The organism is Pseudactinotalea terrae (assembly GCF_009733845.1).
Classification (GTDB): Bacteria; Actinomycetota; Actinomycetes; order Actinomycetales; family Beutenbergiaceae; genus Pseudactinotalea; species Pseudactinotalea terrae.
This window is the reverse complement of sequence record NZ_WNXZ01000007.1, coordinates 75,016-101,090: the sequence shown is the minus strand read 5'-3', so window position 1 is coordinate 101,090 and position 26,075 is coordinate 75,016. Positions and strand designations below refer to the sequence as shown.

Sequence of the window (26,075 nt, the reverse complement as noted above, 5' to 3'; positions counted from 1 at the left end):
GATCACGGTACGCCGGTGGGGACCGCCGGGACCGGCCGCTGGCACACGGTGTTGACGGTCCGGCTAAGACCCATCGGTTGTGGGGTCGAGAATCGGGATGCCGAACCGTCCGAGACCACGGTCGGCGGTGACCATCGTGGCACCGTGCTCGAGCGCGAGGGCCGCGTAGTAGGCGTCCGGGACGTCGTTGCCGCGGAGCCGGTGCTGGGTGACGAGGTCGGCGAAGATCGACCAGTGGCGGGCGCCCGGGCGGACGACGCCTACCGGGTGAGCAGCCAGGAGCGTGTTGGCGAAGGCAAGGGCCTCGCTGGGTGCCGTGGGGTGCTCGAACACCCGGGCGTGCGTGACGATACGCACCATGACGCTCAGGGCGAGCTCGCTGATCCCGATGCGCTGGTGCCCCGTGAGCGCCTCGTCGAGCCACCGGCGCATCGTTCGGCTGTGAGGGGAGTTGTCGTTGCGCTGGGCTCCGACGAGCACGTTGACATCGAGGAACAGCACGTCAGCGGTTCGCCTCGCCGAGCACCTGCGCCATCGACTCCTTGTCGTAGAGATCGACGCCTGCTCGCAGTCCGCCCGGATAGGAGAAATCAGGCAGCGCCACCGGGGCCGGCCGATCCGCACTCTCGTCGAGCATCCGTCGCAAAGCCTCCTCCAGAACCGACCCGATCGTGCGGTGCGTGCGCGCTGCCTGGACCTTCGCGCGGGCAAGCAACTCGTCGTCGATGTTCACGGTCGTTCGCACGGGTGCATCATAACATCGACGCTCGCGCATCAAAACATCACGTGGTCCGACGAACCCGGGACCTTGGTCCCGGGTCAGGTCGCTCGACATCCTGAAACGTTGACCGCTCCTTGTGTCGTCTCTCGGAAGGACCGCCCTCGTGGTTGCCCTCACTCTCGCGATCGGGAGCCTGCTCACGGCGACCGGCGTGATCGCCTGGCTCGTGACGTCGATGAGCAGCGTCACCGCCCTGATCCCGGCGTTCGTCGGCGTGCTGCTCCTGATCGCGTGGCTGATCGCCCGCCGTGGCGGGGCCGCGCGTCGGCACGCTGTGCACGTCGCCATGGCTGTCGCGCTGCTCGGTGCGCTCGGCTCGCTCATGAACGTCGCGAAGATCGGCTCGCTCCTCGACGGCACCGCCGAGCGGCCCGCGGCGATCATCGTCAGCGTCATCATGTTCGTGGCGCTGGTGGTCTATCTCGTCGTCGGCATCCGGTCCTTCGTGCAGGCGCGCAAGGCACGCACCGCCGCCAGCGCAACGCCCTGACGCCGGGCGGCCTACCACTGGCCGCCGCCCGGTCGCACGCTCTGTCCACAGTCGCGGCCCCTCTCCGAGTTGTCCACAGCTCACGCCCACCCCGCTGGCGGCGACCCCGCCGCGCGCGGCACCGTGTGACGCGAAGGGGACGTGACTGGGGAGGACGCGATGGGCAAGTGGCACCTGCAGCCGGAGGGGGTCGCGGCGGTGCTCACCGCCGTCGAGGATGATCTGGGGGGCATGAACGAGGCGTGGTCGGCGCGCCGGCTGGAGTCGATCAGCGAGGACCTGGACGCCGCGGGTCCGGCCGCTGCCGACGTGACCGGCGCCGTCGTCGCGCTCCTGAACGCCCAGGGCGAGCGGCTCTCCTCGATGGGGAATCGCGTGAGCGCGGGGTTGGTGGGCGTGGAGTCCGCGACGGCCTGCTTCGAGAACGCTCAGGTCGAGATGCTGGCGCAGTGCCAGTCGCACATGCTGGCCTCGGCCGGGTCGGGTGACTTCACCTGGTGGTACGGGTCGGAGCTCCCGGCAGGTGCCGTGTGAGCGGTGGAGCGGCCGGGTACGACGGCCTCATCGACCCCAGCCAGTTCCCGTTCCGATCGGCTGAGATGGACGTCGACGGGCTCTCGTGCGCGGCGACGACGCTGCGCCGGATGGGCTCGGGTGTCAGCGCGTCGGCCGACGGGCTCATCGATTCCTGGTCCGGCCTGCGCCCGGTCTATCAAGGGCCGCAGCAGGAGCAGGTGTGGGGCTTGATGCGCCCGGTCGCCGTGAGTGCCGAGCGCCTCGAGGGCGATCTGTCGACGGCGGCTGACCGCCTCGATGATCTCGCCGCCTCGTGGGCGGTGCTTCGGGCGCAGCTGGTGGACCTCGAGCGGCGGGCGGCGCGCTTCCGTGACGAGGTGGCGGGCGGCGTCTGGGCGCCGATCACCGAAGGTGCCGACTTCACGGTCACGCTGGACAGCGCGTGGGGCACGATCCCGTGGTCCCAGGACACCGACACCGTGGCGAGGAACGAGGACCTGCTGCTCGAGCACGCGAAGCTCGTGGAGCGGATCACCACGGCGTCGGCGGAGTGCCACAACGCGCTGATGGACCTGGTGAGGTGGGCGACCGACGAGCATGACGTCGTCGGCGTCCAGGCTGAGCAGCTCATGGATCGGCGTGTGGAGTACCCGTGGGGCACGCCGGTTGCCGAGGACCGCCACTGGGGCGAGTCCATCGGGCACGGCGGCTACATGTTCGGCTACAACCTCGCGGCCGGGGCTGCGGGTCTGCTGCTCGGCTACGACATGCGGATGGAGGAGTACAGCGAGGGGTACCGCGGCGAGGTGGCGGGCGCCTTGGGAGACGCGTGGCTGTCGTCGAGCGTGACGGGGCTGTGGGGTGCGCTCGCAGCGGCCAGCCCCGGGCTGGCCGGCGTCATCGACCGTCAGCTCTCCGGTGACCAGCGGCAGTGGCTGCAGGAGCGTCGGGTGGTCACGGCGAGCGTGGGCGGCGACCTGGTCGGGGTGGATGTGCACGCTCACCTCAACGGTGAGGACGGCCTGTGGCGCTGGCGCGAGGACGGTATCGCGACAGCCACCGAGTCCGCGCTGAACATCGGGTCGATGTTCACGCCGTCGGGTGGGGCTGCGGCAGGTGCGCTGCGGACCGGGAGCCTCGGTGCCCGGCTGCTGCGGATCGTCACCGGTGCCGGCGACTTCCTCGTTCCCGGTGCGAGTGCGCTGACCTACGGCAGCATCCGGGTGACCTCAGGGCTGGCCTCGGCGATCAGGCGCGTGGACGACATCCCGGTCGTGGAGCCACATGCGGGTGGTGTGGCGGGGAACGCGGTCGATGCGGCGGATACGAACACTGTGGTCCTCGACCAGCCGCTCAGCGATGAGTTGTTCGGGGAGGGACGACGAACCAACGCCGACGGAGCCCCCAGTGCGGAGGGTGTCGACGTCGTCCATCACGGGACGTCACCAGCCGACGCTCCCCCGGTCCAGATTGATCGGACCGAGTACTCGACTTCGATCTCCGCGCAGCGCCAGGCGCGGCACCTGCAGGGCTCGCCCAAGTACGACGACGGTGGGTACTTCCGGGACCCGAGCGAGGCACAAGCAGTGCTCGATGCCTTCCACGACGGCAGCGCTGAGGTGCTCGGCCTCAAATCGAACGGTGACGTTGTCGTCCGGGTGGATGGAGTCACTGGCTTCAACATCAGTGGCGCCTACCGTGCCCAAGCGACCGACGTGTTCTTCATCAAGGGCACGACTTCTCCGAGCGCTGTACCGTACAACCCCAACTGGGTGCCACGGCCGCCGCGCACCTAGGCCAGATTGGATCTCGATGTTCCCCACTCCGGATGACCACTCTGAGGTGCCCGTGTGGTTCAGCTACCTCTACGGACAGCTCACACGAGCCTCGCTGGGCAACATCACTTCCCGCATTGTGATCGCAGGGCTCAAGGCGGACGGAATGACGGTGACGCTCGCCTTCTACGTGGAGCCTCCGCTGCAGGACGACTACCGCGAGATCGCTCAGATCATGGAGGAGTTCGACGACCTGACCGGCAACCTGCTCGACGTCACTGTGAAGGTGGAGCAGTGGGACCCAGCGAAGGTCGACCGAGATGTCCGCTGGACGTACCGCAGCTGGCTCGGCGAGGAATCTCTGGAGACTGAGAGTGATGGGCGGATCGACCAGTTGAAGGTCCGACGCATCTGAGTCTGTGTTCGAGACGCGTGCGCGAGCCGTGAGTGAGCGCGCCGCCCGGGTTCCACGACGGTGCGGAGATTGTCGGCATCAAGCCCGGGAACGTCGTCGTCAGGGTCGACGGGGTGCCAGGATTCGCAACCCAGAGCTCGGATTCATCGACCAACCGACCAACCTCTTCTTCCTCAAGGGGTGGGCTCGACCAAGCGTTGTACCGTACAACCCGAACTGGGTCCCCCCGGCGCCGCGCCCTGAGGAGAGTGACCAAGATGTTTCCCCCTCCGGACGACGTCGCCCAGTTGCCCACTTGGTCCAACTATGTGCGAGGCCAGCTCACGCAGGCGTCATTGGGGCTGCTTTCTCCTCGAATCGTGATCGCCGGCGCCACCGACGACGGCCTCGATGTCACCTTGCATTTCTACGTCGATCACCCGGTCGTGGATGACTACCCAGAGATCGCTGAGATCGTGGAGCAGTTCGAGGACCTCACGGGCGACCTGCTCAACGTCACTGTCGAGATCAAGGAGTGGCACCCAGCAGCGGTGGATCACCAGGTCGTGTGGACCTACCGCCGCTGGCTCGGTGAGGAGGTCCTCTCCGGCTGAGTCGAACGTCTGTGCCCTTCAGCGGGCGCGGCGGCCTCGGGTTCCCTTGATTGCGCGTGACCGGCAACCAACGATCGAGGGCCCCGCCGCGTACAAAGGTACGGAGTCACGTACAAAAGTACGGACTCGCGCAGCGTCCCTCAGCTGCAGTTGTCGCAGATCCCAGACGTGGGTAGCTGCATGAAGCACGTCGGGCAGATCTGGGGCTCGGGCTCGTCGGGCTTCTTCGGCTTCCGCTCACGCGGCGCTGCCGCAGCTCGCCGCGGCCGCGCCGCCGGCTTGGCCTCCTGCGCAGCGGCCTCCTTGGCCCGCGCCAGCGCATCGGCCTCAGCGACCGCCTCGACCGGGACGTCGACGGCGAACCGCCGGTAGCAGGCGAACCGCGCCAGGGCGGTGCCCTCCTCGACGTCGGCGTCGCTGTCGGCCCGGTAGACCACCAGGGAGCTCAGCGGCGGCAGCCCCTCCGCCCGGCAGTTCGCCACCACCGCGGCGAGGACGCTCCCGATCCAGCTGCGGTACGGCGCGCGGGTGCGCAGCCCGGTCCGGGACTGGACCTGCTCGGCGAGGTCGGCGTAGGTGATGACACCCAGGTAGTGCTCGGCGACGCCGGTGAGGACCTCGCCGGCGGCGGCCGCCCATTCCCTCGTTGCCTCGGTGGGCTTGACCCACCGCTCCGCCGTCGCACCATCCGTCATGCCTCTAGCGTCGCATCTCCGGAAGCGCTCGCCCGCCGTCGTCCAGCCGTCAAACGGCGACATGCACCACACAGGAGACAAGGGCCCCACCAGCATCGCTGCCGGCGGAGCCCTTGGGTCCCGAGCTCAGCCGAAGAACACCCGCAGGTCGGCCACGACGTCTTCCGGCACCTCCATCGCCGCGAAGTGCCCACCGCGACCGAACTCCGACCAGTGCTCGATCCGCGCGTTGTCGCGCTCGGCGAGGCTGCGGATGGTCTGGAAGTCGTCCTTGAACACCGCGACGCCGATCCGCCCCGTGCTCACCACCGGCTCGGCGCCGGAGCGCTGCTCGGCATAGTGGTAGCGAGCCGCCGTCGCGTAGGTGTTGGTCAGCCAGTACAGCGTGGCCTGCGCGAGCACCTGGTCCGCGCTCACCAGCGAGGTGCCGTTGCCGAAGCTCTCGAACAGCTCGTGGTAGGCCAGTGTCGCGACCGGCGAGTCCGCCAGCCCGGCGGCGACCGTCTGCGGCCGCGAGGCGTTCATCGCGTTGTACCCGCCCACCGACTGGAACCACTGCATGTGCCCGAGCGCCGCGTACTCCTTCTCGCCGAAGTCGTCCATCTCCCCCGGCGCCCCGGAGGGGAAGGAGAACAGGTGCAGCACGTGCGCGCCGCGGAACCCCTCGGGGTCGAGGACCGCCAGCTCCCGGCCGACCAACGCGCCGGCGTCGCTGCCGTGGATGCCGTACGAGTCGTAGCCGAGCCCGCGCATCAACGTGTCATACAGCCGCGCGACCCGCGCCATGGTCCACCCCTCCCCGACCAGCGGCGTCGAGAACCCGAATCCGGGCATCGAGGGGATCACGACGTCGAACGCGTCCTCCGCCCGGCCGCCGTGCGCGACCGGGTCCACGAGCGGCTCGATCATGTCGAGGAAGTCGAGCACCGAGCCGGGGTAGGTGTGGGCGAGCAGCAGCGGCGTCGCATCCTCGTGCGCCGAGCGCACGTGCAGGAAGTGCAGCGGCTGACCCTCGATCTCGGTGACGAAGTTCGGGAAGCCGTTCAGTCGGCCCTCGACGGCGGCCCAGTCGAAGGTCTTCCACCTCTCCACCATGTCCCGCAGGTAGGACTGCGGGGTGCCGTAGTCCCAGGAGTCGCCGGGCGCGGCCGGCGCGAACCGGGTGCGCTCGAGCCGCCCCCGCAGGTCGTCCAGATCTGCCTGCGGGGTCTCGACGGCGAATGGGCGGATCTCGAGGCCGGCGGCGGGTGTCGCTGTGGTCATGTCATGCTCCCGTGGTCGTGAGCCGGGTCATCTCCAGCTCGTTGACCTCACGTTATGCACCGTTCCGGAACGTTTCTTTCCGCTACTCTGAGCGAGTTCTCACGACCTTCGGGAGGTCCGCCATGGGCTCCACGTCCGCCCGTCTCCTCGCCCTGCTGGGGCTGCTGCAGTCCCGCCCCGACTGGTCGGGCGCCGAGCTCGCACAACGGCTCGGCGTGACCGACCGGACGGTCCGCAACGATGTCGCCCGCCTCCGCGAGCTCGGCTACCCGGTGGACGGCGTCCGCGGGCCCGGAGGCCGCTACCGGCTGGGTGCCGGCGCCCGGGTGCCCCCGCTGCTGCTGGACGACGCGGAGGCGGTGGCGGTCGCCGTCGGGCTCCGGACCGCGACGGCGACCGCCGGCTTCGAGGAGTCCGCCCACTCAGCACTGACCAAGCTGGAGCAGGTGCTCCCGGATCGGCTGCGCCGTCGTCTGGCATCGATTCGGGACGCGAGCGCGAGCGGCCCGGAGAACACCGACTCCAACGTCGAGGACCCGCCGGTCGACTCGGAGGCGCTCGCCTCGGTGGCCGACGCGATCCGCGACCACCACGGCCTGCGCGCCTTCTACCGCGACGAGCCGGTGGAGCTGGAGCCGTACCGGCTGGTCGCCTGGCAGCGGCGATGGTTCCTCGTGGCGCGCGAGCCCGGCAGCGGTGAGTGGGCGCCGTACCGGGTGGACTGGCTACAGCTGCGCACCCCGGGTGGTCGCCGCTTCACGCCCGCGCCGTTCCCTGGCGACTTCACCGAGTTCGTGGTGCGCGAGGTGGCGCGAACCGGCTGGGCGGTCCACGCCCGCATCACCATCGACGCCCCGGCCGAGGAGGTGCTGGCGCGCATCAACCCGGCCGTCGGCACGGTGGAGGCGCTCGCCGACGGGCGCAGCGTGCTCGTCACCGGCGGCGACAGCGTCGAGATCGTCGCGGTGTGGATCGGGATGCTCGGGATCGACTTCCACGTGACCGAGCCGGCGGAGCTGGTCGAGCACCTACAAGTGCTCACCGCCCGGTACGCGAACGCTGTGCCGAGCTGAGGGCGGAGGCGCGATCGCACCGGACACCCCAACGGTGCGATCGCGACGTACCTGGTACGTCGGGATCGCACCGCAACGGGCAAGGCGCCGGGCCTGTCCGCCCGATGCCGTGCGGCACGTGGCGGTGGACGGTGGGAGCAGTGAAACGTTCTCCACGCTCGATGAGGCTGCAACCGTTTCCAGACCGCCGATGATGGCATCGAGCGTGGACTTTGTTCCACCCGCGGCCTCCCTCCCGAGTGCGGCGACCTCGAAGAAGAACGCGCACCGCAGGTTGGGTCGCGGACCGGTTGAGCGCCAGCGTCCGCTGACCGATGACCAACGCCCGATTGACGGCAACACGTGCCGACGGATCTGCCCAGGGATGTGAGTACCGCTGTCCTCGACGTGGCCCCGGCTGGGTGCGGGACAGTGACGATGCGAGAACGAAGACCACTGTGTTGTCGGCGGATGGTGCTGGCCCTGGGCGCCTGCAGTCCAGAGGACCCAGATCCCGAGCCGACCAGCGACGATCCCCACCCGTTCGACGCAGCCACGGTGTCCATGGACCGCCGGCGGATGACAGGATGGTTCGATGACGAGCAAGGTGTACTTCGACATCACTATCGACGACGAGCCCGCCGGGCGGATCGTCTTTGACCTCTACGACGACGTGGTCCCCAAGACCGCCGAGAACTTCCGCCAGCTGGCCACGGGTGAGCAGGGCTACGGATACAAGGGTTCTTCCTTCCACCGCGTGATCCCTGAGTTCATGCTGCAGGGCGGCGACTTCACCCGCGGTGACGGCACCGGCGGCAAGAGCATCTACGGCGCGAAGTTCGACGACGAGAACTTCACGCTGGCGCACACCAAGCCCGGTCTCCTCTCGATGGCGAACAGCGGCCCGAACTCCAACGGCTCACAGTTCTTCATCACGACCATCGTGACCTCCTGGCTGGATGGCAAGCACGTGGTCTTCGGCGAGGTCGCCGACCAGGAGAGCATGGACCTGGTCACGAAGATCGAGGGTCTCGGGTCGCAGAGCGGCCGCACCAGCGCGACGGTCACCATCGCCGACTCCGGGACGCTCTGACCCGGTCCGCGCACGGAACCGTTCACTGCAACGCGCCGGTCGACAGACATTGTCGGCCGGCGTTTGCGTGGTTGAGGGACGCGGCGCTCGGTGGCGCGGTCCTGTCCGTGGCAGCACCGTGAGCTTCGTGGGTGCGCACGCGAGGCTCGGCCTCCACCAGGTGCACCCGCACGTACGCGATAGGCGTACGAGTGAGCGGACGAGCACGGCGTTCTCGTCATGGACGACACCGACAACCTGGACTGGCTACAGCTGCGCACCCCGGGCGGCCGCCGCTTCACACCCGCGCCGTTCCCTGGCGACTTCACCGAGTTCGTGGTGCGCGAGGTGGCGCGGACCGGCTGGGCGGTGCACGCCCGCACCACCATCGACGCCCCCGCCGAGGAGGTGCTGGCGAGCATCAACCCGGCCGTCGGCACCGTGGAGGCGCTCGGCGACGGGCGCGGCGTGCTCGTCACCGGCGGTGACAGCGTCGAGATCGTCGCGGTGTGGATCGGGATGCTCGGGATCGACTTCCACGTGACCGAACCGCCCGAGCTGGTGGAGCACGTGCGGGTGCTGGCGGGGCGGTACGCACGTGCGACGACGCAAGTTTGGCGCGTTGTCACTGGCCCAGCGGGAGGTGGATAGTGGCGGTTGATGGCTGGCAAGTCGGACTCAACGATTGACCACGCGACGTCGTAGTCGGTTGCCTCGTAGGAGTGCACGAGCCAAGTTCACCAGTCCTATGACGTTCCACGGTCCCCAGCGTCGGCCGCTTGAGCGTGCCTGCCGACACGAGTTTCTCTCGCCGAGCCCCAGGGCCGCGATCGAGCCCGAAACTGTCGGATCGCGTGGATAGGAGCTCTTGCGCCACGCCCTGTCGACACGGAGCTAGAGCGACCCCTAGGCTAGCCGTATCGCGACCCGACCAACGATAAAGGAGCGTCGTGGACGTCATCGAGCGGTTCGTCGCAGCGTACGAGCGAGAGTATGACTATTGGGACGCAGTCGCTGGTATGGCGCGCAGCACACTTGAAGCCGCACTGAACAGTTCGGGTCTCCGTGCAATTGTCAGCAGCCGCGCAAAGTCAGTGGATCGGTTGTCCCAGAAGTTGCAGCAACGCAATCGTCATAAATACTATCAAACGTCCGCCGAGATTCGTGAAGACATTGCAGATCTTGCTGGAGTCCGAGTCGCCCTGTACTTTCCGGGCCAGATGGAGGAGGTCGAACAAATTATCCGCTCAACGCTTGATGTCGTGCATGTCAAGCAGTTTCCGGAGCACTCGACTCCAGTGCCCATGAACAGCGCAACGGGTGTTGGAGTCTTGCCGACGAAGCGGCGGTTCGTGGGGTACGGCGCGCGGCACTTCCGTGCCCATATCCCTTCAGAGTCGCTGACTGGCACAGGCGTCCGTTACGCAACTGCAATTGTCGAGATCCAGGTCGCATCCGTGTTGATGCATGCCTGGTCGGAGGTTGAGCACGATCTCGTGTACAAACCGCTTGAGGGCGATTTGTCGGCGTCTGAGTACGCACTCCTGGACCAACTGAACGGCCTCGTTCTAGCCGGTGAAATCGCATTGGAACAACTGCAATCCGCAGGTGACGAGCGACTGACTGCAGCGTCATCGCCCTTTCGGAACCACTTTGAGCTCGCCGAATTTTTGAGATCACGGCTAAGCGCGTTTGGCGCCGAGGTGTCGGAACCCGCGCTCGGTCGCGTCGATATTCTCTTCGCCTTTCTCATTCAGCAGGGCCTAGCTAGTGCGACAGCGGTATCCCCCTACCTAGAGCAACTGGAGAGGGACTTTGAGCGGCGTCCGGTCGCGGAGCAACTAGCAGATCTCATGCTTTCCGGCGACCGACGTCAGTACGACGCGTATCGTGAGACGTCTAGGAGCGCGCGGCAACATTCTAGTCGTCTCGTCGAGTCAAGAGACCGGCAGCGCCTTTCTGACGCCGCCTCCCCCGATGATATTGGAACTTTCATCCAGGCCTGGGCTGACCTCGAAACCGCCCTGATGGAACTTCTTGGAGAAAACGCAGGCGAGCGCAAGCCGGCGCCCTTCTCGCTTCTACTTCGGGACGCCCGGAGAAGGGCGCTGATTCCAGAATCAGACTATGCACGGCTTCTCAAAATTCGCGAGTTGCGAAACAAGCTCACGCACGGAAGCCCGGACAACGTCCGAAGCGAAGTTGTTCGGCGGGCCGCGATACAAGTCCGTGAGATTGCTGCACGGTTCTCCACGCCCGCTCACTAACGGCATGCCGCCATAGCCGCCTTGGTGCTGTCCGATTAGCGGAAGACACGCCCGCCGTTCCCTGACGACTTTCACCGAGTTCGTGGTGCGCGAGGTGGCGCGAACCGGCTGGGCGGTGCACGCCCGCATCACCATCGACGCCCCCGCCGAGTAGGTGCTGGCGCGCATCAACCCGGCCGTCGGCACCGTGGAGGCGCTCGCCGACCGGCGCAGCGTGCTCGTCACCGGCGGCGACAGCGTCGAGATCGTCGCGGTGTGGATCGGGATGCTCGGGATCGACTTCCACGTGACCGAACCGCCCGAGCTGGTCGAGCACGTGCGGGTGTTGGGAGCGATATGCGCGCGCCGTTCCGACCTGAGCTCCTGTCACCGGAGCTCGGGTCAGCGCTTGGGGGTCGCTGTTGCTCGCACAGCAACCTTGCGGGGATCGAACGCCAACCGTCCGATCGCCACCGCGCGCCGCGTGTCGGCCTCCACGGCCATCAGCGTCGCGTCGACCACGAGCATGGCGGTCCCCCGGGGGACGTGCAGATCCCGAGCGAGGGCATCGTCTGCGGCGACGGCGCTGGCCGTGTGCTCGACCACGTCCACCTGGATGTTCTCGACGTCGGCGAGGAAGGTCGAGATGCCGTCGGTGAGCGCCTCGATGTGGATGCCGTGGCCGCGGAGAACCTTCGGGATGGCGTGCTCACCCACGGCGACCGGACCGTCCGGCCAGACGTAGACGCGGCGCACGCGGTACACGTCGTCGCCCTCAGCGACATCCAGCTGCGCGGCGATCGTGGCGTCCGCCAGCTCCTGCACGACCGTCACCGACGAGATCTCGACCGGTCGGCCGGCACCGGAGAAGAAGTCCGGAATGGAGACGATCGAGTCGATCGGGTACTCCAGCAGAGACCTGTCGGCACGGTCGGGGGTGGGCACGATGAGCGTGCCGACCCGGCGGCGCCGTGAGACAACCCCCTGAGACTCCAGCAGCGCAAGCGCCTCGCGCAGGCTGTTGCGCGAGACACCCAGCTCAGTGCTGAGCTCCGCCTCGGTCGGGAGCCGGTCCACCCCCTCCTGCCGATGTCGCTCGATCAGCCCCACGAGCTGCTGATGCGCATGGTCGACGGCGACGCGCGAGCTGGTGCCCATATCTCTCCCCTCGGCACGGATAGGTAGAACCTAATGGCCTCACGTCGCGTTGTCCAGCACGAAGGCTTGACAACTAAAGCAGAACTGCAGCATGGTGTGCGAGAGCTTTAGTTGGGATCAAAGCATTCCAATGATCCTACAAATGATGAGGCCAATGGAGACCATGCAGGATCGGACCACGCAACTGAGCCCTGGCGCGGAGCCGGCCGTCGCCGCCGACACTCGGGCGGCCACGCGATCGGAACGAGGGCGCGCTGCCCGGCGCTGGGTCGCGAACACGCTGCTCGGCGGCCTCGGCTTCTTGATCATTCTCGCTGGCTGGCAGCTCTCGTCATCGCTGGGCCTGATGCGACCAGGCCTACTGCCCACGCCGGGCACGGTCGGCAGCGTCATGATCGAGGGCCTCGTCTCCGGTGACCTCCTTCGGGACCTGCTCGTCAGCAGCCGCCGTGTGGTGATCGGCGTGACCATCGGTATGGCCGTCGCCATCCCGTTCGGGCTCGTGCTCGGCTGGTTCCCGCGCGCACGAGCAACCTTCAACCCGCTCGTCAACTTCTTCCGTGCGCTGCCACCGATCGCGTTGGTGCCGCTGGTCGTCATCTACTTCGGGATCGGCGAGCTCGCCCGCGAGGTGATCCTCGTCTACGCAGCGTTCTTCGCCACGGTGATCGTGGTCTACGAGGGTGTCGGCGCGATCGAGGAGAAATACATCCGAGCCGGCCGCACCCTGGGCGCCGGCAAGCTCGAGCTCTTCACGCGGGTGGTGCTGCCGCTGTCGACGCCGCACATCTTCACGGCAGCGCGGATCTCGCTCGGGATCGGGTGGTCCTCACTGGTCGCCGCCGAGCTCGTCGCGGCCCAGGACGGGCTGGGCGCCGCCATCCAGAACTCCGCCAACTTTCTCGACGTCCCAGGGATGTACGCCGGCATCATCCTGATCGGGCTCGCGGCGCTCGTCATGGACCTCGCGGTCCGGGTGGCCGCCGCACGGGTACTTCGCTGGCAGGACAGGGGCGAGCGATGACCACCATCTCGACAACCGGACTCAGCGTGATCGACCTGAGTGTCGGGTTCGGCAAGGGTGCCAAGCGCACCAACGTGCTGGACGGGATCAACCTGGACGTCGCCGACGGCGAGTTCGTGGCTGTCGTCGGACCCAGCGGCTCGGGCAAGAGCACGCTGCTCAACGCCGTCGCCGGCTTCATCACGCCCGATGCCGGCAGCATCCTGGTCGACGGGGAGCAGGTCACTGGTCCAGGCCCGTCGCGCTGTGTCGTCTTCCAGGAGTACGCCGTCTTCCCATGGCTGACGGTCGAGCAGAACATCGGCTTCGGCACGCAGCTGCGCACGTGGTCCGGCGATCGTTCGCAGCGCGGAGCGATCGTGGATCGCTACCTCGAGCTGATGGGCTTGATCGCCTTCCGCGATGCGCTGCCGAAGACCCTCTCGGGCGGCATGCGCCAACGCGTCGCCATTGCCCGGGCGTACGCCGTCGACCCCGCGATCCTGCTGATGGACGAACCCTTCGCCGCCCTCGACGCCCAGACGCGCGAGCACATGCAGGAGGCGCTCCTCGACATCACGCGACAGGAGCGGCGCACGGTGCTGTTCGTGACGCACCAGGTCGAGGAGGCGCTGTACCTCGCCGACCGCGTGGTGGTGATGGGCGCCCGCCCCGCGCGCATCACCGAGATCGTCGAGGTGCCCTGGCGTTCCGAGCGGCACCACGACGTGAAGCTCACGACCGAGTTCATCGACCTTCGTCGGCACGTGGAGCACCTGCTCCACACCGACGGCTGACCCCACACACCACGGAGGATCCGATCATGTCTCTCAAGCGCCTGGCGACGGCCACTGCCGCCGCTCTGCTCGCCACCACGCTCGTCGCCTGCGCGGACGGAGGTGGCGGTGCCACCGACGGCGAGGGGCTGACGACGGTCCGCGTCGGGTACATCCCCGGCGCGCACGACATCGCCCAGCTGTTCGTGGCCGACGAGGCCGGCTACTTCGAGGAGCAGGGCATCGAGCTCGAGGTCACGTCGTTCCAGACCGGGATCACGCTCTCGCAGGCGCTCACGGGAGGCTCCCTCGACGTCGGTGTGATGGGTGCTGTGGTCGCGAACTTTCCCGCGAAGGGGCAGGGCCACGTGATCGTGCTGAACAACCAGCAGGTCGACATCCACCAGATCTGGGCCTCGCCCGAGTCCGGCATCACCTCGATCGACGACCTCGCGGGGGCAACGATCGCGACCACCTCGGGCACCGCCTCGGATGTGGTGCTGCAGGTCGCGCTCGACAAGGCCGGCCTCACCCGCGCCGACGTGGAGGTGGTCAATCTCGAGATGCCCGCGGTGACGAACACGTTCGTCACCGGCGGTGTGGAGGTCGCCTCGCTGTGGGCGCCCTTCGACAGCCAGGTCGAGGAGAACATGCCGGAGGCAGTGCTGGTGGCCACCGCTGCGGACCTCGACGCCCCGATCTCGGGCGGCTGGGTCGCCTCGAACGACTTCTACGACAACCACATGGATCTCGTGCAGGGCATGGTGCGCGCGTGGCAGGGTGCCAACGCCGACATCGTGGCCGACCCCGAGGCAGCGCTGGACGTCTTCTGCCCCCGGATCGAAGAGAACATGGACGCCGAGCAGTGCCACAACCTCTACGGCAAGACCGAGGCGTACAGCAACGAGGAGTGGGCGACCTTCTACGCCGACGGCACGGTGCTGGGTTGGATCGAGACGATGCAGTCCACGTTCGAGCAGATCGGTGCTCTCGAGGGGGCTGACCTGGAGCCGGCCGACTACGTCGACACCACCACCTTCGCCGACGTCCTCGATGACTGAGGCCACCACCCCGCCCTTGCCTGCTCCGCGGCCCGTGCTCGCGGTGAACTCTCAGACCGTCCCCGGCGCCAGCGCTGCCCAGCTGGTCGAGGCGGTCGCCGGTGCGGCGCTCGACGCCGTCGAGATCACCGGCGAGCTGCTGGCCTCGGAGGCTGGCCTGGCGCAGCAGCTCCGCGAGCGCGGGATCAGGCTGCTAGGCGTGTCCCCGACGCGCGACCTGCACTCATGGCACTGGCGGTGGGACGACGCACTCGGGCGGGCGTTGGAGCTCGAGATGAGGCGGGCCGCCGAGGCCGGAGCGGCCTACTTCGTGATGCCGTTCATGGAGCCGAGCGGTGACGCTGAGTCGGTACGGCGAGGCCTGCTGGCCGCGACGCCGATCGCCCGCCAGCACGGCCTCCGGCTGGCGGTCGAGTCGATCGGTCACCACCCCGTGGTGAGGCGACTCGAGGAGCTCGTCCCGGTCGTGTCGAGCCTCGACGGCGATGTCGCCGGGGTGCTGCTCGACTCCTTCCACTTCTTCCGCGCCGGGCACGCGGTCACCGACCTCGCGCTGCTGGATGCGGTCCCGGTCGTGGCGGCCCAGCTCTCGAACTCCAACGGGCGGCCGCTCGAGGACCTGCTGGGCTACCGCGACCGTACGTTCCCGCTCGACGGCCCGTTCGACGTCGTCGAGTTCACCCGCGAGCTGCTCGGGCGCAAGCCGACCACACCTCTGGTGGTCGAGGTCATCGGCGACGTCGCGAACGACGGTGTCGCCGCGACCGGCGTGCACACGGCCGCCGTACAGCTCAACGACATCATGACCGCGATCGACCTCACCGGAGCAGCTCTGTGACCGACCGACCGAACATCCTGCTGATCGTGGCGGACCAGCTCGTCGCCGAGCTGACGGGTGCCTACGGGCACCCGGTGGTTCGCACGCCCAACCTGGACCGGCTGGCCGCGCGCGGGGTCCGGTTCGATGCGGCGTACTGCCCGGTGCCGGTGTGCTCGCCGTCGCGCAGCTCGATGCTGTCCGGGCGGCACGCGTCCACGAACTCGGCGTGGGACAACGCAGCGCCGATCGCCTCGGACATCCCGATGTTGCCGCACTACCTCTCGACGGTCGGCTACGACTCGGCGCTCTCGGGGAAGATGCACTTCGTCGGCGCCGACCAGGTGCACGGTTTCGGTGCGCGGCTGACGACCGACATGTTCCCCAGCACGCTCGCGTGGACACCCGATCGTGACGCCGTCGGGCGGTTCGTCCATCCCGGCAACCCGGACGGCCCCCCGATCGCCATCGACTATGTGACCGCAGGGCCGGTGCAGTGGACCGAGCAGCTCCAGTTCGACGAGGAGACGCACTACCGAGCGATGGAGTACCTGCGCTCGCGGCGGACGTCGCGACGCGGCTCGTTGCAGGTCCCCACGGCGGAGCCGGAGCGGTCGCCGTTCTTCCTGGTGGCCTCCTATCACCACCCGCACGAGCCGTTCCTGGCGCCGCAGCGGTACTGGGACATGTACGAGGACGCGCCGATCGACCCGGTCCGCGTACCGGCGTCCGACGACCTGCCGCGCAGCCCGATGGATGAGTGGGTGGACACTCTCCACGGTGTCGACGGCGTCGACCTCACCGACCCGGAGGAGGTGCACCGTACCCGCCGGGCGTACTACGCCCTGGTGACCTACATCGACGACAAGCTCGGCGAGCTGCTCGATGTCCTCGAGGAGACCGGCCACGGCGAGGACACCGTGGTGATCTTCACCAGCGACCACGGTGACATGCTGGGCGAGCGGGGCATGGTGCAGAAGCGCACCTTCTACGAGTGGTCGGCCCGCATCCCCCTGATCGTGGCCGGAGGACCGGTCGCGGCGAAGGGAACCGCGTCCTCGACGCCGGTGTCCCTGGTGGATCTGGTGCCCACGGTGTGCGAGATGGTCGGGGCTGAAGCGGTGCGGCCGGATGGGCGAAGCGTGCTCAGCGAGCTTGCGGGTGAGCCCGCCAGCCCGGCCCCGGTGTTCGTGGAGTACCACTCCGAGGGCGTCTACGCCCCCTGCTGGATGCGCCGCGACGGCGACCTCAAGTACACCTACGTGCACGGCCATGGTGAGCAGCTGTTCGACCTGGCGACCGACCCTGATGAGCTGCACGATCTGGTAAACGATCCGCGCTTCGCCGAGGCGGTCACCACCGCCCGTGAGGATGTGCTGGCGCGTTTCGACCCTGACGGGATCGAGCGACGGATCCGGGACAGCCTCGCCGACCGCGCAGTCGTCAGAAGCGGCATGAGCGCGACCGGGACCGTGTGGGCGTACGACCCCGACCCAGCGCTGTTCACCCGGTACTGGCGCGAGACCTAAGCCCGCTCCAGGCGGCTACCGGCCGCAGTGCGTCGCAAGGGCAGGTCGCACGAGGAGTCGCTCTCGTCTCAAGGAGCCTGCTCGCTGAACATCGTGGCGAGGAGCTTGTCACGGGCTCGCTCAAGATGGGCCCGGGTGAGATTCCTGGCTGACTCGGGATCGCCGGCGGCGATCGCGCTGAGGATCGTGGCGTGCTCGTCGGCGATCTGCTCGGCGCGAAGTAGCTGACGTGCCTGCACGCGGGCCATGCACAGGTGCGCCTCGGCCATGAGCGTCGAGTGCATCTTGGAGATCCGCTCGTTGCCGTGCGCGCGCACTAGCGCGTGGTGAAGCTGGACGTCGGAGGCGACGACGACGCTGGCGTCGTTGCGGGTGGCCGCAAGGCGCAGGAGGTCGTTCTGGAGGGTCGCCGTCTCTGGGACGTCTCGGCGAGTCGCCAGGGAGCTGGCCACGTGACTCTCGAGGACGATCCGAGACTCGTACAGCTCACCGATGTCGTGGGCAGAGAGCACCCGCACGATCAGGCCTCGACGGCCGTTCCGCGTCAATATCCCGTCGTTAACCAGTCGATCGAGAGCGGCCTTGGCGGTGGGTCGGCCGATCTTGAACCGCGCAGCAACGCCCACCTCGGTCACACCGTCACCGGCATCGACCTCGCCGCGGAGAAGCTGGTTCCGCAGCTCTTCCTCGACTGCGTCCACGACCGAACGGGTCTGGAGCTCATGGTCTGCCATGTGCTGATGCTAAGCGGCTTCGGAATGTCATACAAGAGTTCTTGACGCTCATAGGTTCGTGCCCTACGGTCGTACATACGACAAGGCGAAGGAGCCCAAGGTCTATGACAGCCATCGGATTCATCGGTCCAGGCATCATGGGTGCGCCGATGGTGCGCAACCTGGTCACCGCGGGGAATGACGTGCGGGTGTACGGAGCGAGTGATCGAGCCCGTGCTCGAGCAGCGGAGACGGGCGGCACGGTTGTCGGCTCGGTCGCGGAAGCCGCCAGCGGTTGCGATGTCCTCATCACGATGCTCCCGGATGGTCCCGTTGTGCACGAGGTCCTGCTTGGCGAAGGCGGCGCGATCAGCCACCTCGCTCCCGGCGCGCTGCTCATCGACCACTCCACGATCAGTCCGGCCGAGGCGCTGACCGTGCACGAGAGCGCGGCCGCCGCCGAGGTCCGGTGCCTGGACGCGCCGGTCAGTGGTGGTGAAGCCGGCGCCGTCGAGGGTGTCCTGTCGATCATGGTCGGCGGCGACCAGGAGGCGTTCGACGCCGCCAAGCCCCTCTTCGACGTCGTGGGATCCACCATCGAGCTGGTCGGACCGGCCGGGTCCGGGCAGGTGGTGAAGGCGGCCAACCAGCTCATGGTCGCCGGGCACATCCAGATGCTCGCCGAGGCGCTGGTGTTCCTCGACGCCCACGGTGTCGAGCCGGAGACCGCGCTCGACGTGCTGGGCGGCGGGCTCGCCGGTAGCACGGTGATCACCCGCAAGCGCGCAGCGATGGTGAATCGCGAGTTCGCCCCCGGCTTCCGGATCGCGCTGCACGACAAGGACCTCGGCATCGTTGACGACGCCAGCAAGGAGCAGGGCCTCGCCCTCCCGCTGACGGCGGCCGTCACGGCGCTCGTGCGGGCCGCGCGGCGGCGCGGCTACGAGGACCTCGACCACTCGGCGCTGCTACAGCTCCTGCTCGACCTCAACGGCGAGCACGCAGCGGGAGCCGACCGATGACCACGGTCGTCGCGGGCACCGAACCCGATGAGCAGATGTGGTGGCAGAAGCCGTTCCGGATGTTCCAGACGAACATCCGCGAGATCGACGCCGGGCTCGACGTCGAGAGAGTGCTCGACCGGATCATCGACTACGGCGCCAACACCTGGCTGCTCGGCGTGGGCGGGATCATCTCCAACTACCCCACTGAGCTCACCCACCAGAGCCCGAACCCGCGCCTGGCCGACCGGCCCAGCGGCGACCTCATCGGTGACGCCACCGCGGCCGCGAGCCGGCGGGGCGTGCGGGTGCTCGCCCGGATGGACTTCTCCAAGGTCGCGCGCCGGGTCGCGATGGAGCACCCCGAGTGGCTGTTCGTCGGACCGGACGGTCGCCATCAGGTCTACCAGGGTCTGACCAGCGTGTGCCCGAGCGCCGGGTACTACCAGACCAAGATCTTCGAGGTCCTGGACGAGGTGCTCGCTCGCTACGAGGTCGACGGGTTCTTCTTCAACTGGATGAGCTTCAACGAGATCGACTACGACAAGGCGTACCGCGGCGTGTGCCACTGCGTCTCGTGCCGCACCGGGTACGCCGCGGCGTTCGAGGGCGCCGAGCTGCCCGCCGGTCCCGACAGTCCTGGGTACGAGCAGTGGCGCGGCTACGCGGGCGCCGTGATCGACGAGCTCCTCGCCCGGGTGCGGGCCTTCATCGCCGAGCGCCGGCCGCAGGCCCCGCTGATCATGGGCGTGACTGCGGACATGGTCTTCCACGAGGCCAACAACGCGATCGGCCGCGAGCTGTGGCCTGCCCTGACCCAGGAGCGCGTGAGTCTGGCACGGTCCTACCGCCCCCACGTCCCGGTACTGGTCAACTCCGTCGCATTCGTCGACATGCCCTACCGGCTGGTGTCCGAAGACCCGCACCACTTCGCCCAGTACCTGCTGCAGGCGATGGCCACGGGGGCCATCCCCTCCACCTACATCATGGGCGTCCCGGAAGAGTTCGACTACGCGTCACTGGAGGCCGGGTCGGAGGTCACCCGGTTCCACCGCGATCACGAGGAGGTCTACCACGACCTCGCGCCGGTGGCCCGCACCGGGCTCGTGAGTCCGCCCGGCGGGCGCCACGGTGAGGCGCTGCCGGGCCAGCAGGAGGCCACCGACGAGTTCCGTGGGTGGTGGCAGACGCTGAGCGCCGCCCACATCCCGTTCGACGCCCTCGACCTCGGCCGCCTCGGTGAGATCGCGGACTCCGGAGGGCTCGAGCGCTACCGCGTGCTGATCCTCCCCGATCTCGGACCGCTCGACCCGGCAGCCGCGACGGCGCTCGACCGCTGGGTGGAGCGCGGCGGCCGGGTCCTGGGCACCGGCAGCAGCGGCTTCGCGTCCGGGGCCAGCCAGCTCGCGGCGAGCCCCGCCGCCTCCCGGCTCGCGGTGCTCGACACACCGGAGACCACCTGGTCCTCCGTGGTGCTCACCGATCCCGAGGACCGCAGCACGGCGCTCCCCATCCTCGGGGCGCTGCACGTCACCACGCTGCGCGAGGGCGCCCGGCGATCCGGTGCCGTGCTGTCCCGCGCGCCGTACGGCCCGCCCGAGAAGTGCTACGGGCACCTGCCGCTGGAGACGCCGGCGAGCGCCGTCGTCGAGCACGGCGCCGGACGCGGCGCAGCGATGTTCTGGACCCCCGGGCGTGCGCACCGGCACCTCGGCCTCAGCGCGATCGCCGAAGAGATGGCGGCGCAGGTGCGCATGCTGCTCGCCGATGACATCGACATCGACACCGACCTGCCTGCTCAGATCGAGGTGATCATGGGCCGCTCGCGCGCAGGGCTGGTCCTTCATCTCAACAACGTGAGCGGCCGCCGGCACCAAGGCCTCAGCGATCCCCTCACCGTGCCAGCGGGGCGCCGGTTGCGGATCCAGAGCACCGAGGTGCAGACGCTTCGCGCGCTGAAGGCAGATGTCGATCTCGAACGGGACGACGATGGCTCGTTCGCTCTCCCCGAGATCGGCTCCTTCGAGGTCCTGGTCGGGCAGTGATGTCCGCCGCGACGAGCTCGACGCCGGAGGCCGTGCCCGCTGGACCGCGGGTGCTGCTGGCGCCCGACAAGTTCAAGGGCACGCTCACGGGGCAGGAGGCCGCCGAGGCCATGAGTGCCGGTGTGCACGACTGGGCGCCAGGCGCGCAGGTGCGGCAGGTCGTCGTCGCCGACGGTGGCGAGGGCACCGTGGATGCGGCCCTGGGTGCGGGAGCGACAGCGGTGACGACCACCGTGCAGGGCCCGCTGGGTGACAGCGTGACGGCGGGCTGGGCAGTGCTCGGCTCGATGGCGGTCATCGAGCTCTCCGCGGCCAGCGGTCTTCAGCTGCTGGAGCCCTCGGACACCACGGCCGGGACTGCGCACACCTTCGGCACCGGCCAGCTGGTCCGCGCCGCACTCGACCGGGGCATGACGCGAATCGTGATCGGGGTCGGCGGGTCCGCGAGCACGGACGGCGGCACCGGCCTGCTCCGCGCACTCGGTGCCCGCTTCCTCGATGCCGCGGGGCAACCGCTGGAGCTCGGCGGCGCCGACCTGGTGCGCCTGGCCGACGTCGACCTTGGCTCGCTCGACCCACGGCTGCGCAGCGTCACGCTTACGGTCATCTGCGATGTCGCGGCCCCGCTGCTGGGCCCCGAGGGCGCGATCGCCATGTTCAGTACGCAGAAGGGGGCGAGCCCGGCCACTCAGGAGGTGCTCGAGCGCGGGCTCGCCTCGCTCGCCGCGGCCATCGACCGGGCCACCGGACGCGACATCGCCGCCCTCGACTGGGGCGGCGCCGCAGGTGGCACGGCGGGTGGCCTTCACGGCGTCCTGGGAGCCGAGTTCGTGAGCGGCATCGACTTCATCGCCGAGCTGACCGGACTGGCCGGCCACCTGGCGTGGGCGGACCTGGTCATCACCGGTGAAGGCTCGTTCGACCGGCAGTCGCTGCGCGGCAAGGCGCCGCTCGGCGTGATCGAGCGTGCGGTCGCGGCCGGCGTGCCGGCGGTCGTGGTGGCGGGCCGGGTGGAGATGGCGAACGAGCAGCTCCAGCAGATCGGCATCCGTGCCTGGGCGTCCGCGGAAAACGCCGCGCCCGAACCGCAGCAGGCGATCGGGCCCTCCGCCGCGCACTGGGTCCGAGAGGCGACCCGACATGCGTTGCATGACCTGGGCCGCAACGGCGCGGCAGCGGCACCGGGATCACGACCTGCCAGGGCAGGCGCGACCACGGATCCCGGCTGACGCCGTCGGGCCTCATCCATCACACAAACACAAGGAGACGCAGTGCCGAACGAAGAGACCCAAGGACTGATCCTCGTCACCGGGCAGCAGAGCGAAGAGAACCGCCAGCTGATCACCGAGGCGGCGGGTGAGGTGCCGGTGCGCTTCGTCCCGAGTATGAAGGATGCGGCTGAGCTGCTCGGTGCCGCGGTCGCCGTCGCGGGCACGGTTTCGGGAGAGCACCTCGCGGCCGCACCCGGGCTGCGCTGGGTGCACAGCTGGGCGGCCGGAGCGAACAACGATCTGACGCCCGAGATGGTGGCCAGCGACGTGGTGCTGACCTCGTCGGTCGGCAACGGGGCGATCCCGTTGGCTGAGCACTCGATGCTGCTGATGATGATGCTGAACCGCGACGTGCCGCGGTGGATGGCGAGCCAGCGGGCGCAGACCTGGGACCGGTTCACCCACGGTGAGCTGAACGGCAAGACAGTCGGCATCTACGGCGTGGGGCATTCCGGCAGCGACCTCGCTCTGAAGGCGAGGGCCTTCCACATGCGCGTGCTCGGGTGCCGCCGCAACCATGAGACGTCTGTCCCTGGCATCGACCAGATGTACAGCCCCGACCAGCTCACGGAGTTCGTGGCCGAGTGCGACTTCGTGGTGGTGACCGCACCGTACACCTCGGGCACCGCCGGGGCGTTCTCCGCCGACGTGTTCCGGGCGATGAAGTCGAGTGCCTACTGGATCTGCATCTCTCGCGGCGGCATCGCCGCCGACGACGCCCTGCTGCAGGCGCTGCAGGAAGGCTGGATCGCCGGGGCCGGCATCGATGCGCACGGCGTCGAGCCGCTGCCCAGCGACAGCCCGTTCTGGACCGCGCCCAACACGATCATCACCCCGCACAACGGCGCCACCACGCAGGGCACGGCACGACGAGGGGTGGAGATCTTCGTCGACAACCTCCGCCGCTTCGTGGCAGGGCAGCCGCTGCAAAACATCGTCGACAAGGTCCACGGCTACTGAGGCCGGACCGACAGGTCGGGGGACCAGCACCGCTTCACATCTGAGCACCATTCACGAAGGGAAAGTCAACGATGACGACACACCTGATCACCCCGAGCCGGCGCACGTTCCTGACCGCCGGCGTCGGAGCAGGCGCGATGGCAGCGATGCTCGCGGCATGCGGTCGCGGCGACGCCGCACCGAACAGCGGCGGCGGCGGCACCGGCACCGGTGACGACGGCGGTGGGGGCGGCCCCATCACCATGCGCACCGCCCTGTGGGGCAACGCCGATCGGGCCCAGCTGTACGAGGAGGCAGCCGCGATGTTTGCCGAGACCCTCGAGGAGGACGTCACCTTCGACATGTCCTTCGCCGAGCTCGGCCCCTACCTCGAGCGGCTCGCCACCACCGCGGCGGCCAACGACCTGCCGGACGTGTTCTTCATGCGGGACACGCACGTGGGCTGGTACGGGCAGAGCGGGTCGCTGCTGGACCTGACCCCGTACCTGGGCGACATCATCCAGACCGACCAGATCGGTGACGCCGCCATCGGCGACGGCACGGTCGGTGAGGGCGTCTACGCGCTCCCCACGCACTACGTGGGCCAGGCGCTCTTCTACGACGTCGAGATGCTGCAGGAGGCCGGCATCGACGGCACGGCCATCACCACCTGGGACGACCTGGCGGAGGCCGCGCGTGCGGCGCACGGGGTCCGCGAGGGCATCGTGGGCCTGGACGACCCCACGATGGACAACGCCACCCAGCGGTTCCTCGAGGCCTACATCCGCCAGGCCGGTGAGGAGGTGTTCACGCCGGAGGGCGGCATCGGCTTCTCCGAGGACACGATCGGCTCGTGGCTGGAGTTCTGGCACCAGCTGCGTAGCGACGGTGTGCTCACGCCGCCGGATGTGTCGCTCGAGAACGACGCGGCCGGCGTGGCGGGCAGCATGATCGCGACGAACCGGTGCGCGCTGGCCCTGATGAGCACGAACCACTATGTGCAGGTGCTGCCGGTCACCCAGAACGAGCTCGCGCTCGCCAGTCTGCCGGTGCTGCCGGACGGCACCGAGGACTGGTGGTTCTTCCCACCGATCCTCATCTGCGCCGGCGCCAACACCCAGCACCCCGAGATCGCTGCCGGACTCATCAACTTCCTCGTCAACGACACCGCGGCCGGCGAGCACACGCTGCTCAATCAGGGTGCGCCCTCCTCAGCGGCCGTGCGCGACGCGATCCTGCCGCTCCTCGATGACGGCCAGCGGGCGTTCGTCGAGCAGATCTCCCGCGAGCAGGAGTATCCACGGCGCCCGTTCCCGGTGCGGCCGGAAGGCTCGGAGGAGGTCAACGCCTCGATCGGTCGCAACTCCACGGCGGTGGCGTACGGCCAGATGTCGGTCTCCGATGCCGCTTCGGCGATCGTCGCGGAGAGCAAGGCCGCGATGGGTGGGGCCTGATGGCTGACGAGTGCGCATTCTGCGTGGCGGACGTCGAGGACGCACCGCCGCGCGAGCGTGCGGTTCGCACCGACCGTTGGCGGTTGGTGGTGCATCGCTCCGCGCTCCCGGGGTGGTTCCTGCTGATGCCGCGGCGTCACATCGAGTCGCTGCACGAGATGACGCCGGAGGAGGCTGCGGATCTCGGGCCGCTGATTCAGCGGGCCAGCGCGCTGCACGTCGAGCACTTCGGTGCGCTGAAGACGTACGTCATGCAGTTCGCCGAGGGGGTCTCGCATGTGCACTTCAGCCTGGCTCCGCGGCGTGCCGACATCCCGGCGGACCGGATCGGCCCGGCGTCGATGGGCTTCAACAGCAAGGACGATCCGCTGAGCCCCGAGCGCCGTGACGAGATCGCTCTGGAGGTCGCGCGCGCCTGGGCGCCCGGGGGTGGTGACGGCGACACATGAGTGCCCTCAGCGAGCTGAGCCGCCTCCGGCGTCGGGGCGCACCGGCCTCGAAGAGCCCCGCCGAGCGCAACGACGGGAAGGCGGCACTCTTCTTCCTCGGCCCCTGGTTCATCGGGCTGCTCGTCATCGTGGCCGGCCCGCTGGCGGCGTCCTTCTATCTGTCGCTGACCGACTACAACCTGCTCTCGTCGCCGACCTTCGAGGGGTTGGCGAACTACCAGGCGCTGCTGACCGACGCGCAGCTGCGGAAGGCGCTCCAGGTCACCTTCACATACGTGTTCGTGTCGGTGCCGCTGCAGCTGGCGGCGGCGCTCGGCCTGGCGCTCCTGCTGGACAGGGGTCTGCGCGGACTGGCCGTGTACCGCTCGGTCTACTACCTGCCTTCGCTGCTGGGTGGTTCGGTCGCGATCGCGATCCTGTGGCGCCAGATATTCGGTACTGAGGGACTCGTCAACCAGGTGCTGTGGTGGTTCAACGACATCCAGCCGTTCTTCCACATCCAGACACAGGGATGGGTATCCAACCCGGACACCGCGCTCGGCACCCTGATGATCCTCAACGTGTGGACCTTCGGCTCCCCGATGGTGATCTTCCTCGCCGGCCTTCGGCAGATCCCGGAGATGTACTACGAGGCCGCCTCGATCGATGGTGCCTCGCGGTGGCGGCAGCTGCTCAAGATCACGCTGCCACTGCTCACCCCGATCATCTTCTTCAACCTGGTGCTGCAGGTCATCAATGCGTTCCAGACCTTCACGCAGTCCTACATCGTCTCGGGCGGGAGCGGCGGTCCGGTCGACTCGACGCTCTTCTACACGCTCTACCTGTACATCCAGGCCTTCACGAACCTCAATATGGGGTACGCCTCGGCGATGGCGTGGGTGCTGCTGCTCATCGTGGCCGTGATGACGGCGCTGAACTTCTTCCTGTCGAAGTACTGGGTCTTCTACAATGACTGACGCCG

The 26,075-nt window shown here is 68.5% G+C and carries 27 protein-coding genes and 1 pseudogene; 22 read left to right on the top strand and 6 right to left on the bottom strand.

Features of this window, described 5'->3' with window-relative positions; all coding sequences use genetic code 11:
- Positions 1 to 63: 63 nt before the first annotated feature.
- Both GPA03_RS19165 and GPA03_RS19160 read right to left on the bottom strand, forming a co-directional pair.
- Positions 64 to 501, bottom strand: coding sequence for a TA system VapC family ribonuclease toxin (locus GPA03_RS19165; protein WP_156253667.1), 438 nt, complete (start codon positions 499 to 501; stop codon positions 64 to 66).
- A 1-nt stretch (position 502) separates the two neighbouring features.
- Positions 503 to 835 carry an antitoxin gene (locus GPA03_RS19160; RefSeq protein WP_156253666.1) on the bottom strand — a complete coding sequence of 111 codons (333 nt, stop codon included), beginning with the start codon at positions 833 to 835 and terminating at the stop codon, positions 503 to 505.
- Between the two features lie 49 nt (positions 836 to 884).
- Here GPA03_RS19160 and GPA03_RS19155 point away from each other — a divergent pair, with 49 nt between their 5' ends.
- The 5 genes from GPA03_RS19155 (at position 885) to GPA03_RS19135 (ending at position 4,570) form a co-directional block, all read left to right on the top strand.
- Entirely contained in the window at positions 885 to 1,271 is a 387-nt protein-coding gene (locus tag GPA03_RS19155) for a hypothetical protein (protein WP_156253665.1), read from the top strand.
- A gap of 141 nt (positions 1,272 to 1,412) precedes the next feature.
- The gene (locus tag GPA03_RS19150) at positions 1,413 to 1,805 is read left to right on the top strand and encodes a DUF6507 family protein (protein ID WP_156253664.1); all 393 of its coding nucleotides are present in this window, start codon (positions 1,413 to 1,415) and stop codon (positions 1,803 to 1,805) included.
- Positions 1,802 to 3,583, top strand: coding sequence for a hypothetical protein (locus tag GPA03_RS19145; protein ID WP_156253663.1), 1,782 nt, complete (start codon positions 1,802 to 1,804; stop codon positions 3,581 to 3,583). Before GPA03_RS19150 ends, GPA03_RS19145 begins: the two co-directional genes overlap by 4 nt.
- A gap of 52 nt (positions 3,584 to 3,635) precedes the next feature.
- Entirely contained in the window at positions 3,636 to 3,977 is a 342-nt protein-coding gene (locus GPA03_RS19140; protein ID WP_162458436.1) for a hypothetical protein, read from the top strand.
- A gap of 248 nt (positions 3,978 to 4,225) precedes the next feature.
- Positions 4,226 to 4,570, top strand: a complete 345-nt coding sequence (locus tag GPA03_RS19135; protein WP_206673650.1) for a hypothetical protein — start codon at positions 4,226 to 4,228, stop codon at positions 4,568 to 4,570.
- Positions 4,571 to 4,710: 140 nt separating this feature from the next.
- Here the strand turns inward: GPA03_RS19135 and GPA03_RS19130 are convergent, their stop codons facing one another.
- Both GPA03_RS19130 and GPA03_RS19125 read right to left on the bottom strand, forming a co-directional pair.
- On the bottom strand, positions 4,711 to 5,265 hold the full coding sequence (locus GPA03_RS19130) for a hypothetical protein (protein ID WP_156253660.1): 555 nt from the start codon (positions 5,263 to 5,265) through the stop codon (positions 4,711 to 4,713).
- Positions 5,266 to 5,391: 126 nt separating this feature from the next.
- Positions 5,392 to 6,528, bottom strand: coding sequence for an epoxide hydrolase family protein (locus tag GPA03_RS19125; protein WP_156253659.1), 1,137 nt, complete (start codon positions 6,526 to 6,528; stop codon positions 5,392 to 5,394).
- A 122-nt stretch (positions 6,529 to 6,650) separates the two neighbouring features.
- Between GPA03_RS19125 and GPA03_RS19120 the strand changes: the two genes are divergently transcribed.
- The 5 genes and pseudogenes from GPA03_RS19120 to GPA03_RS23190 all read left to right on the top strand — a co-directional run.
- Positions 6,651 to 7,601 (top strand): helix-turn-helix transcriptional regulator, encoded by a 951-nt coding sequence (locus GPA03_RS19120; RefSeq protein ID WP_156253658.1) that lies wholly within the window; start codon positions 6,651 to 6,653, stop codon positions 7,599 to 7,601.
- Between the two features lie 574 nt (positions 7,602 to 8,175).
- A complete protein-coding gene (locus GPA03_RS19115; RefSeq protein WP_156253657.1) occupies positions 8,176 to 8,673 on the top strand; it encodes a peptidylprolyl isomerase in 498 nt (165 codons plus the stop codon).
- 219 nt (positions 8,674 to 8,892) lie between these two features.
- The gene (locus GPA03_RS19110) at positions 8,893 to 9,303 is read left to right on the top strand and encodes a WYL domain-containing protein (RefSeq protein WP_241681385.1); all 411 of its coding nucleotides are present in this window, start codon (positions 8,893 to 8,895) and stop codon (positions 9,301 to 9,303) included.
- A gap of 299 nt (positions 9,304 to 9,602) precedes the next feature.
- Positions 9,603 to 10,919 carry a RelA/SpoT domain-containing protein gene (locus GPA03_RS19105; RefSeq protein WP_156253656.1) on the top strand — a complete coding sequence of 439 codons (1,317 nt, stop codon included), beginning with the start codon at positions 9,603 to 9,605 and terminating at the stop codon, positions 10,917 to 10,919.
- A gap of 154 nt (positions 10,920 to 11,073) precedes the next feature.
- Positions 11,074 to 11,181 (top strand): annotated as a pseudogene (locus GPA03_RS23190) (DNA-binding transcriptional regulator); the annotation flags it as partial.
- A gap of 119 nt (positions 11,182 to 11,300) precedes the next feature.
- On the opposite strand, the gene GPA03_RS19100 reads toward GPA03_RS23190, so the two are convergent.
- Complete coding sequence (locus tag GPA03_RS19100; RefSeq protein WP_156253655.1) at positions 11,301 to 12,056, bottom strand: GntR family transcriptional regulator; 756 nt, start codon at positions 12,054 to 12,056, stop codon at positions 11,301 to 11,303.
- Positions 12,057 to 12,210: 154 nt separating this feature from the next.
- On the opposite strand from GPA03_RS19100, the gene GPA03_RS19095 reads away from it, so the two are divergent.
- From GPA03_RS19095 to betC, 5 genes are read left to right on the top strand one after another with little or no spacing between them, the layout of a single operon-like run.
- Complete coding sequence (locus GPA03_RS19095; protein ID WP_206673649.1) at positions 12,211 to 13,080, top strand: ABC transporter permease; 870 nt, start codon at positions 12,211 to 12,213, stop codon at positions 13,078 to 13,080.
- Positions 13,077 to 13,856 (top strand): ABC transporter ATP-binding protein, encoded by a 780-nt coding sequence (locus GPA03_RS19090; protein WP_156253654.1) that lies wholly within the window; start codon positions 13,077 to 13,079, stop codon positions 13,854 to 13,856. The genes GPA03_RS19095 and GPA03_RS19090 overlap by 4 nt, the downstream gene beginning before the upstream one ends.
- A 26-nt stretch (positions 13,857 to 13,882) precedes the next feature.
- Positions 13,883 to 14,896: an ABC transporter substrate-binding protein gene (locus tag GPA03_RS19085; protein WP_156253653.1), complete on the top strand. Its 1,014-nt coding sequence runs from the start codon at positions 13,883 to 13,885 to the stop codon at positions 14,894 to 14,896.
- On the top strand, positions 14,889 to 15,734 hold the full coding sequence (locus GPA03_RS19080; RefSeq protein WP_156253652.1) for a sugar phosphate isomerase/epimerase family protein: 846 nt from the start codon (positions 14,889 to 14,891) through the stop codon (positions 15,732 to 15,734). Before GPA03_RS19085 ends, GPA03_RS19080 begins: the two co-directional genes overlap by 8 nt.
- Positions 15,731 to 17,242, top strand: a complete 1,512-nt coding sequence (gene betC, locus GPA03_RS19075) for a choline-sulfatase (RefSeq protein WP_156253651.1) — start codon at positions 15,731 to 15,733, stop codon at positions 17,240 to 17,242. Before GPA03_RS19080 ends, betC begins: the two co-directional genes overlap by 4 nt.
- Before the next feature lie 68 nt (positions 17,243 to 17,310).
- On the opposite strand, the gene GPA03_RS19070 is transcribed toward betC, so the two are convergent.
- Positions 17,311 to 17,976 (bottom strand): GntR family transcriptional regulator, encoded by a 666-nt coding sequence (locus GPA03_RS19070; RefSeq protein WP_156253650.1) that lies wholly within the window; start codon positions 17,974 to 17,976, stop codon positions 17,311 to 17,313.
- Between the two features lie 104 nt (positions 17,977 to 18,080).
- Here GPA03_RS19070 and GPA03_RS19065 point away from each other — a divergent pair, with 104 nt between their 5' ends.
- From GPA03_RS19065 to GPA03_RS19035, 7 genes are all read left to right on the top strand, one after another.
- The gene (locus tag GPA03_RS19065) at positions 18,081 to 18,977 is read left to right on the top strand and encodes an NAD(P)-dependent oxidoreductase (protein ID WP_156253649.1); all 897 of its coding nucleotides are present in this window, start codon (positions 18,081 to 18,083) and stop codon (positions 18,975 to 18,977) included.
- Entirely contained in the window at positions 18,974 to 21,001 is a 2,028-nt protein-coding gene (locus tag GPA03_RS19060; protein WP_156253648.1) for an alpha-amylase family protein, read from the top strand. The genes GPA03_RS19065 and GPA03_RS19060 overlap by 4 nt, the downstream gene beginning before the upstream one ends.
- Positions 21,001 to 22,230, top strand: a complete 1,230-nt coding sequence (locus GPA03_RS19055; RefSeq protein WP_156253647.1) for a glycerate kinase — start codon at positions 21,001 to 21,003, stop codon at positions 22,228 to 22,230. The genes GPA03_RS19060 and GPA03_RS19055 overlap by 1 nt, the downstream gene beginning before the upstream one ends.
- Before the next feature lie 42 nt (positions 22,231 to 22,272).
- Positions 22,273 to 23,232 (top strand): D-2-hydroxyacid dehydrogenase, encoded by a 960-nt coding sequence (locus tag GPA03_RS19050; RefSeq protein ID WP_206673648.1) that lies wholly within the window; start codon positions 22,273 to 22,275, stop codon positions 23,230 to 23,232.
- A 71-nt stretch (positions 23,233 to 23,303) separates the two neighbouring features.
- Positions 23,304 to 24,665 carry an ABC transporter substrate-binding protein gene (locus GPA03_RS19045; RefSeq protein WP_156253646.1) on the top strand — a complete coding sequence of 454 codons (1,362 nt, stop codon included), beginning with the start codon at positions 23,304 to 23,306 and terminating at the stop codon, positions 24,663 to 24,665.
- The gene (locus GPA03_RS19040) at positions 24,665 to 25,114 is read left to right on the top strand and encodes an HIT family protein (RefSeq protein ID WP_156253645.1); all 450 of its coding nucleotides are present in this window, start codon (positions 24,665 to 24,667) and stop codon (positions 25,112 to 25,114) included. The genes GPA03_RS19045 and GPA03_RS19040 overlap by 1 nt, the downstream gene beginning before the upstream one ends.
- The gene (locus tag GPA03_RS19035) at positions 25,111 to 26,070 is read left to right on the top strand and encodes a carbohydrate ABC transporter permease (protein WP_156253644.1); all 960 of its coding nucleotides are present in this window, start codon (positions 25,111 to 25,113) and stop codon (positions 26,068 to 26,070) included. Before GPA03_RS19040 ends, GPA03_RS19035 begins: the two co-directional genes overlap by 4 nt.
- The last annotated feature ends 5 nt before the right edge of the window (positions 26,071 to 26,075 follow it).

Coding starts and splice junctions, on each gene's coding strand:
- GPA03_RS19055 (WP_156253647.1), top strand. CDS start 21,001: ATGTCCGCCGCGACGAGCTCGACGCCGGAGGCCGTGCCCGCTGGACCG.
- GPA03_RS19095 (WP_206673649.1), top strand. CDS start 12,211: ATGGAGACCATGCAGGATCGGACCACGCAACTGAGCCCTGGCGCGGAG.
- GPA03_RS19120 (WP_156253658.1), top strand. CDS start 6,651: ATGGGCTCCACGTCCGCCCGTCTCCTCGCCCTGCTGGGGCTGCTGCAG.
- GPA03_RS19125 (WP_156253659.1), bottom strand. CDS start 6,528: ATGACCACAGCGACACCCGCCGCCGGCCTCGAGATCCGCCCATTCGCC.
- GPA03_RS19080 (WP_156253652.1), top strand. CDS start 14,889: ATGACTGAGGCCACCACCCCGCCCTTGCCTGCTCCGCGGCCCGTGCTC.
- GPA03_RS19060 (WP_156253648.1), top strand. CDS start 18,974: ATGACCACGGTCGTCGCGGGCACCGAACCCGATGAGCAGATGTGGTGG.
- GPA03_RS19070 (WP_156253650.1), bottom strand. CDS start 17,976: ATGGCAGACCATGAGCTCCAGACCCGTTCGGTCGTGGACGCAGTCGAG.
- GPA03_RS19085 (WP_156253653.1), top strand. CDS start 13,883: ATGTCTCTCAAGCGCCTGGCGACGGCCACTGCCGCCGCTCTGCTCGCC.
- GPA03_RS19100 (WP_156253655.1), bottom strand. CDS start 12,056: ATGGGCACCAGCTCGCGCGTCGCCGTCGACCATGCGCATCAGCAGCTC.
- GPA03_RS19115 (WP_156253657.1), top strand. CDS start 8,176: ATGACGAGCAAGGTGTACTTCGACATCACTATCGACGACGAGCCCGCC.
- GPA03_RS19130 (WP_156253660.1), bottom strand. CDS start 5,265: ATGACGGATGGTGCGACGGCGGAGCGGTGGGTCAAGCCCACCGAGGCA.
- GPA03_RS19110 (WP_241681385.1), top strand. CDS start 8,893: ATGGACGACACCGACAACCTGGACTGGCTACAGCTGCGCACCCCGGGC.
- GPA03_RS19065 (WP_156253649.1), top strand. CDS start 18,081: ATGACAGCCATCGGATTCATCGGTCCAGGCATCATGGGTGCGCCGATG.
- GPA03_RS19090 (WP_156253654.1), top strand. CDS start 13,077: ATGACCACCATCTCGACAACCGGACTCAGCGTGATCGACCTGAGTGTC.
- GPA03_RS19045 (WP_156253646.1), top strand. CDS start 23,304: ATGACGACACACCTGATCACCCCGAGCCGGCGCACGTTCCTGACCGCC.
- GPA03_RS19160 (WP_156253666.1), bottom strand. CDS start 835: ATGTCGAGCGACCTGACCCGGGACCAAGGTCCCGGGTTCGTCGGACCA.
- GPA03_RS19035 (WP_156253644.1), top strand. CDS start 25,111: ATGAGTGCCCTCAGCGAGCTGAGCCGCCTCCGGCGTCGGGGCGCACCG.
- GPA03_RS19040 (WP_156253645.1), top strand. CDS start 24,665: ATGGCTGACGAGTGCGCATTCTGCGTGGCGGACGTCGAGGACGCACCG.